The sequence below is a fragment of the candidate division WOR-3 bacterium genome, from assembly GCA_011052815.1.
Taxonomy (GTDB): Bacteria; Hydrothermota; Tepidihabitantia; order SM23-42; family SM23-42; genus DRIG01.
This window is the reverse complement of record DRIG01000104.1, coordinates 1-5878: the sequence shown is the minus strand read 5'-3', so window position 1 is coordinate 5878 and position 5878 is coordinate 1. Positions and strand designations below refer to the sequence as shown.

Annotated in this window: 7 protein-coding genes and 1 tRNA gene; 6 read left to right on the top strand and 2 right to left on the bottom strand. The window is 43.5% G+C overall.

The annotated features are described in order from the left end of the window. Together ENI34_10240 and ENI34_10235 are read right to left on the bottom strand one after the other, a co-directional pair. Nucleotides 1-1289, bottom strand: a 1289-nt coding sequence (locus ENI34_10240) for a hypothetical protein (protein HEC79497.1), incomplete at its 3' end; no start/stop codon positions are given. Next, nucleotides 1225-1878 (bottom strand): hypothetical protein, encoded by a 654-nt coding sequence (locus ENI34_10235; GenBank protein HEC79496.1) that lies wholly within the window; start codon nucleotides 1876-1878, stop codon nucleotides 1225-1227. The genes ENI34_10240 and ENI34_10235, both read right to left, overlap by 65 nt. A 283-nt stretch (nucleotides 1879-2161) precedes the next feature. Here ENI34_10235 and ENI34_10230 point away from each other — a divergent pair, with 283 nt between their 5' ends. The 6 genes from ENI34_10230 to ENI34_10205 all read left to right on the top strand — a co-directional run bounded on the left by ENI34_10230 (nucleotide 2162) and on the right by ENI34_10205 (nucleotide 5285). After that, complete coding sequence (locus tag ENI34_10230; protein ID HEC79495.1) at nucleotides 2162-2815, top strand: protein-L-isoaspartate(D-aspartate) O-methyltransferase; 654 nt, start codon at nucleotides 2162-2164, stop codon at nucleotides 2813-2815. Between the two features lie 3 nt (nucleotides 2816-2818). Beyond that, nucleotides 2819-2892 (top strand) — tRNA-Pro (locus tag ENI34_10225). Nucleotides 2893-2929: 37 nt separating this feature from the next. Then, nucleotides 2930-3388 (top strand): TIGR00725 family protein, encoded by a 459-nt coding sequence (locus tag ENI34_10220; GenBank protein HEC79494.1) that lies wholly within the window; start codon nucleotides 2930-2932, stop codon nucleotides 3386-3388. Next, complete coding sequence (locus ENI34_10215) at nucleotides 3385-3654, top strand: acylphosphatase (GenBank protein HEC79493.1); 270 nt, start codon at nucleotides 3385-3387, stop codon at nucleotides 3652-3654. The genes ENI34_10220 and ENI34_10215 overlap by 4 nt, the downstream gene beginning before the upstream one ends. Nucleotides 3655-3714: 60 nt before the next feature. Next, a complete protein-coding gene (locus ENI34_10210; GenBank protein ID HEC79492.1) occupies nucleotides 3715-4230 on the top strand; it encodes an adenine phosphoribosyltransferase in 516 nt (171 codons plus the stop codon). Then, nucleotides 4227-5285: a DUF763 domain-containing protein gene (locus ENI34_10205; protein ID HEC79491.1), complete on the top strand. Its 1059-nt coding sequence runs from the start codon at nucleotides 4227-4229 to the stop codon at nucleotides 5283-5285. The genes ENI34_10210 and ENI34_10205 overlap by 4 nt, the downstream gene beginning before the upstream one ends. Nucleotides 5286-5878 lie beyond the last annotated feature (593 nt).

The following is a 5878-nucleotide window of genomic DNA, read 5'->3' as shown; positions in this document are numbered from 1 at the left end:
TTAATTAACCACTCAAGGTCGTAATTTCTTAAATTTGGATTAGCTCCAAGACGCAATCCAGCACGACCGGTCACATGGGGTGCTGCCATGGATGTGCCAGCCATCCAATCATAATTATAATATGCTGCAACAGTAGAATAAATAGCGGTCACACATTTACCTTCACCACCAGGCGCAGCAACATCAACATAGCTCCTTGGGAATTCTATAGAATAGTCTGCAGGATTATTATCTTTGTCGGTTCCTGCAACTGTCAACATCCATGGTCCAAACCAAGCTGGATTTTGATAAGGTCTTACAATATATCCAATGGCAGCTACAGGCAAAACATTACTCTGATAAGCGTATTTAAAGGCACTGTATAGAGTTTGCGAAAAGCCGTCCGGAATACCCCAACTGCAATTTATTATCCTGGAGCCACTATTAACTGCGGCAATAACTGCATTGTAGAAATTTAAAATATCACCGGGGGACCAATTTTGAAAGTCTATTCGTGCATACCAATCAACGCCAGCAATCCCTTTATTATTATTAGTCATTGCCGCGGCAATACCACAGACATGTGTGCCATGATCAGCTAAATATGATGTCGGTGGGTCACCTGAAAATCCTCTGCCTTTCAAATCTATATGCGTTGTATCCAAACCAGATTCGATTATTCCAATCTTTATATTATTACTGCCTCTTGATAAATCCCAAGCCCGCATTACGTCAATTCCTATGTTACCAGTTTCGTCATTCAGATTCCATTGGTACATGTTGAAATATTCATCATTAGGTTCAGTATAAAATGATTCTCCCTTACGATTTTTCTCTGCGTAGATAATCTCATTGAGCCTTTTTAATTCAATGATTGCTGAATCGCGGTTAACATTAGTGGCAACCTGCAAGATATAAAGATAAGTATAGTTTGGTAGACGAGCTTCCCAACCGTTTTCTGTAACCCTTAAAGTATCCACCGGATTAAAATCAGGTAATGCCCTGAAGATCTTAATCACATCAATTGCCTGTAAGCAATCCAAAACATTCTGTGGGGCATTGATTTCATCTAACAACGCACTATCCTGTCCTGGTGGTAACTCAATTACATCTGGTTGGAAGAAGACAATTATTTCCTCATCTATAGATCTGCCATAAAAATACGATGGCAGTAGAATTATTATTAATACAACAATTTTCCCAATCTGCATCATTCCCCCTGAAGTTGGAAAAAACTTATTGTTATCATAACACAACTGAATAGAATACGCCGACTGTAAACAAACAATCAAAAGACTTTTTAATGTCATAAGGTGTATCAGCAGCCCATATATTCAAATGGCGCTGATAAGTAAAAACTGGCTTTAATTTGAGTTTGGAACTAATTTGTATGTCCGTACCTAATCCAGTAAGGAAACAATAATTATTAACTAAAGAATCAATTTTTATATCAAAAGGAGCTGGCTCAATCCATCCTTTTATTTTGCCAGATAATTCGAATACACCAGCAGCCCCAATTTTCACGAATGGATGTACTCGCTGTCCAATTTTTAGGACTAATTTCACGACTATCGGCATGTATAAATTGTTGTAAAAATAGGTAGAGTCTTCACCCCAACTAGAGCCCAGTATCTTGTATGTATATGCTGTTCTAAGATAGGAACAGCCGACAGCCAAATCTATTATATTCTTAAAGTTAGTTTCGAATTCGAGACCGATATTATAGCCCAAACCGTCCCATCTTCTTGTATCTTCATTGAGGGAATGAGCAACATCATAATTTGTACCTGTTTTTAATCCGACCAGAAAATTAAAGACTGACGCAGATTCTACTTCACTGCTTTGCCCAAAACCTAAACCAATGACTATTAAAGACAATAAAATTATGATTTTATTCATCTCTTCCCTTTACTAATAAACTATAACAATAAATTTTCATCTGTCAATGAATTATTTTTTCTCCCCTCTTATTTAATGTTGGATGTTGGAATTTAACCCCATTGCGTCAAGATTCTTCGCTTCGCTCAGAATGACGTGGAGCGTTTGGATCGTTTGGCGCGTTGAGAACGTTTGGATCGTTTGGCGCGTTGAGAGTGTTTGGAGCGTTGGGAGAGAGAAACGGGGAAGGGGAGAAACGGAGAGGGGTTGACTTTTTGTCGGTTTTCGATATTCTAATACTGTAATGCTTGAGGTTAATGAGTGGCGGATCGAACGGGAGAGAATGGTGAAGGAGCAGATCATTACACGCGGCATCAAGGATTCACGGGTGATTGAGGCGATGATGAAGGTCCCGCGGCATCTGTTCGTCGACAAGACCTATTACCACCAGGCATATAAAGATTACCCACTTCCGATTGGATATGACCAGACGATTTCACAACCGTATATGGTTGCTGCAATGACTGAACTTCTTGAACTCAAAGGAGATGAAAAGGTACTTGAGGTCGGTACCGGGTCCGGTTATCAGACTGCTGTTCTGGGGCTGCTGTGTTCAAAGGTCTATTCGATCGAGAGGATCTCGGAGTTGACGCGTCGGGCACGGGCGGTTCTGAAATATTTACAATTTAAGAACATAAATTTGATGGTCGGAGACGGTAGTATCGGATGGGTCGATTATGCACCTTATGACGCCATTATCGTTACAGCCGGTTCGCCTGAGATACCTGACGCACTCATTAAACAGCTTGCAAATAACGGTAGATTGGTTATCCCGGTCGGTGATGAATTCGGGCAGATTCTGAATCTCGTTAAAAAACATAAAGGGAGGATCTACCGTAAGGAATTTTTTGGCTGTACCTTTGTTCCTTTAATAGGAAAAGAAGGATGGAACAGATGATTACGGGGCGTGGCGCAGTGGATTAGCGCGCATGGTTCGGGACCATGAGGTCGTGGGTTCGAGTCCCACCGCCCCGAGGATCATGGTTTGTAAACCGGAATGCAGGAAGGTGTGATGATAAAGAAGACAGTAGCGGTAATCGGCGGTTCAGAGCCAGATCAGAAGAGTCTGGTAATCGCCGAGGAGATGGGGCGACTCATCGCCCGGCATCATGCAGTTCTGGTGACCGGTGGGCTCGGCGGTGTGATGAATGCGGCTTCAAAAGGGGCGAAGGAATTGAACGGTTTTGTCATTGGAATACTGCCGGGAAACGATAAAGAGGACGCCAATCCTTATGTGGATATACCGATAGTTACAGGTCTGGGCGAAGCGCGGAATATCATTATCGCCAGAACCTGTGATTGCGCCGTCGCCATTAACGGTAAATACGGAACACTTTCCGAAATCGCCTATTGCTTGATGTTCAATAAGCCGATTATCGGTATTAATACCTGGAGTATCGAAGCTCCGATCATTAAAGTGAAGAGTGCGGAAGAAGCGGCGGATGTTATCTTCAACAAAATTTTAATATGAAGGCATTAATAATCATACAGGGTTTGGTTCAGGGTGTTGGTTACAGATTTTTTACTGTGGAACAGGCGAAGAGGTTCAACATCAGAGGTTATGTCAAGAATCTTCCTGATGGAAGTGTAGAGGTCATCGCAGAAGGCGAAGAGAAGAATATAAATGATTTTATCGAGCAGTTGAAAATCGGACCTGCTTCGGCGCAGGTGACTGACGTCGAAGTGAAATGGGAAGATGTGGAATTCGGTTTTTCTGATTTTGACATTCGTTATTGACAGCCGTTTTTTCCATCATCCTCACCGTCAATACCCACAAGACAGAGTAAAGGAGGTTTAATGGAATTAAAGTCATATATTCGCGATATACCTGATTTTCCAAAACAGGGCATTATATTCAAAGATATCACCACTCTTTTGAAAGAACCTGAACCTTTCAGGTATGCAGTTGACGTCCTCGTGAAGAATTACGAAAAGGTTCATATCGATAAGGTCGTATCTGTTGAGGCACGTGGTTATATATTCGGCGGAGTGCTCGCATATCAATTAAAGTGCGGTTTTGTACCGGTCCGTAAGCCGGGTAAGTTGCCCGCTGAAACCGTCTCAATGGATTATACCCTTGAATACGGAAAGAATACCATTGAGATACATAAAGATGCGATTCAAAAAGGAGATAAAGTTCTGGTCTTCGACGACCTCCTTGCCACCGGTGGTACAGTCCAGGCGACCTGCCGGCTTGTTGAGGAACTCGGGGGCGAGATCGTCGGCTGCGCTTTTTTAATCACTCTTTCATTCCTTCGTGGAACGGATAAACTGAATAAGTACAGTATCTTTTCCTTAATCGATTATCAATGAAGACAGGAATCGCCCAATTACCACTGCACCACGGAAGAGCACCACGCTGGCTCTTTGAAAAGATGGTTAAACTCTCACGGGTGATTATCGAGGTTATTGTATTTGAATACGGACCAAAGGAATTTTTACGTAAAATTTCAGACCCTTTCTGGTTTCAGGCATTCGGCTCGGTGCTTGGTTTTGACTGGCATTCTTCAGGCGTGACGACCACGGTATGTGGTGCCTTGAAAGAAGGTATGAAAGACGCCTCTTACAGTCTGGGACTATTCTTTTGCGGTGGTAAAGGAGGCACCGCCCGTAAAACTCCGCTGCATATCCAGACCGTATCAGAACGATTAGCCATAAATCCCGAAAGACTGATATATGCATCGAAGATTTCCGCCAAGGTGGACAACACCTGTATTCAGGACGGTTATAGTCTGTACCATCATATGTTCATTTTTACGAAGGACGGCGACTGGGCAGTGGTTCAACAGGGGATGAATCCGGATACCCGTCAGGCACGCCGATACCACTGGCTTTCCTCAACCCTGAATTCGTATGTGTGTGAACCCCATACCGCGGTATGCTGTGATGAGATACATACAACGTTGAATATGGTGGCGCAGGAGAGTGAATCTTCCCGTAAGGTAACCACCCTTATTGCAAAAGAACACCCTGATAAAATAATTAAAGAAACAAAGAAAATTTTAAAGATGCCCCAACGCCATCCGGTGATCAAACTGGATATAAATCCCAGGTATTTTTATAAAGTGCTTTTAAGAACCTATGAACGGGCGCCGAATGATTTTGAAAACCTGCTCAGTATTCCAGGGGTCGGCCCCAAAACGATTCGGGCGCTGGCATTGATCGGTGAACTGCTTTACGGAAAGTCACCGTCATTTAACGACCCTGCGCGGTATTCATTCGCCCACGGCGGTAAAGACGGGTTCCCCTACCCCGTAGATAAGAAAACCTACAACAACTCCATTCTGTTTCTGGAGGATGCGATAAAGAAGACAAAACTCGGTGACCGGGAAAAATTGAAGCTCTTGAGGCGGTTAACCTATCTTTAGTCTGGAAAAACAGGTCGTTTCAGCTTTCTGAATACCCGGTCTATTGAATCACTATCTCTATCTTGGAATATTTCGGCTCAAGTCCCGGAATGAAGCGGGGGGCGGTCTTGAGCGCTTCTTCGGGCAGCACCGCTCGTTTGATTATCTCCTCCATAATCGTCTTGCCGCGTGTCTTTGCCAGTACTTCTGATTCTGAATAGGAATAGATAACGACCTCTTTTTTGAAATTATCCTTGATCACATTCGCGACTTCGTCCAGATAGGCGGATGCATCTGCAGTAAGATAATGTGAGTTCTTCTTGAAAAGTTCTCCAGAAGAGATCGCGATGACTTTGGTATCTTTATCGTCGTAGACAATGCCCGTAAATTTGTAGGAACGGCCTCCTATTCGCGTCGGGTTCCCGACCGCATCAAACGCCGTAAAGACATAGTTGTAGACTTCACCCAGATTGCACATCTCTCCTTTGTTGGTTCTGCCGTCCCAGGAGATAGAGGAAGGGGGCAGTCCCCGTTCTGCGTACCGCCTTACGACGTCCCCTTTTGTGTCGGTGATGACGAGTTCCCATGAGGAAACGGTTTTTTCGAAACGCGGA

Bases quoted from the DNA above. Each gene is read 5' to 3' on its own strand.
- ENI34_10235 (HEC79496.1), bottom strand. From the start codon at position 1,878: ATGAATAAAATCATAATTTTATTGTCTTTAATAGTCATTGGTTTAGGT.
- ENI34_10230 (HEC79495.1), top strand. From the start codon at position 2,162: ATGCTTGAGGTTAATGAGTGGCGGATCGAACGGGAGAGAATGGTGAAG.
- ENI34_10220 (HEC79494.1), top strand. From the start codon at position 2,930: ATGATAAAGAAGACAGTAGCGGTAATCGGCGGTTCAGAGCCAGATCAG.
- ENI34_10215 (HEC79493.1), top strand. From the start codon at position 3,385: ATGAAGGCATTAATAATCATACAGGGTTTGGTTCAGGGTGTTGGTTAC.
- ENI34_10210 (HEC79492.1), top strand. From the start codon at position 3,715: ATGGAATTAAAGTCATATATTCGCGATATACCTGATTTTCCAAAACAG.
- ENI34_10205 (HEC79491.1), top strand. From the start codon at position 4,227: ATGAAGACAGGAATCGCCCAATTACCACTGCACCACGGAAGAGCACCA.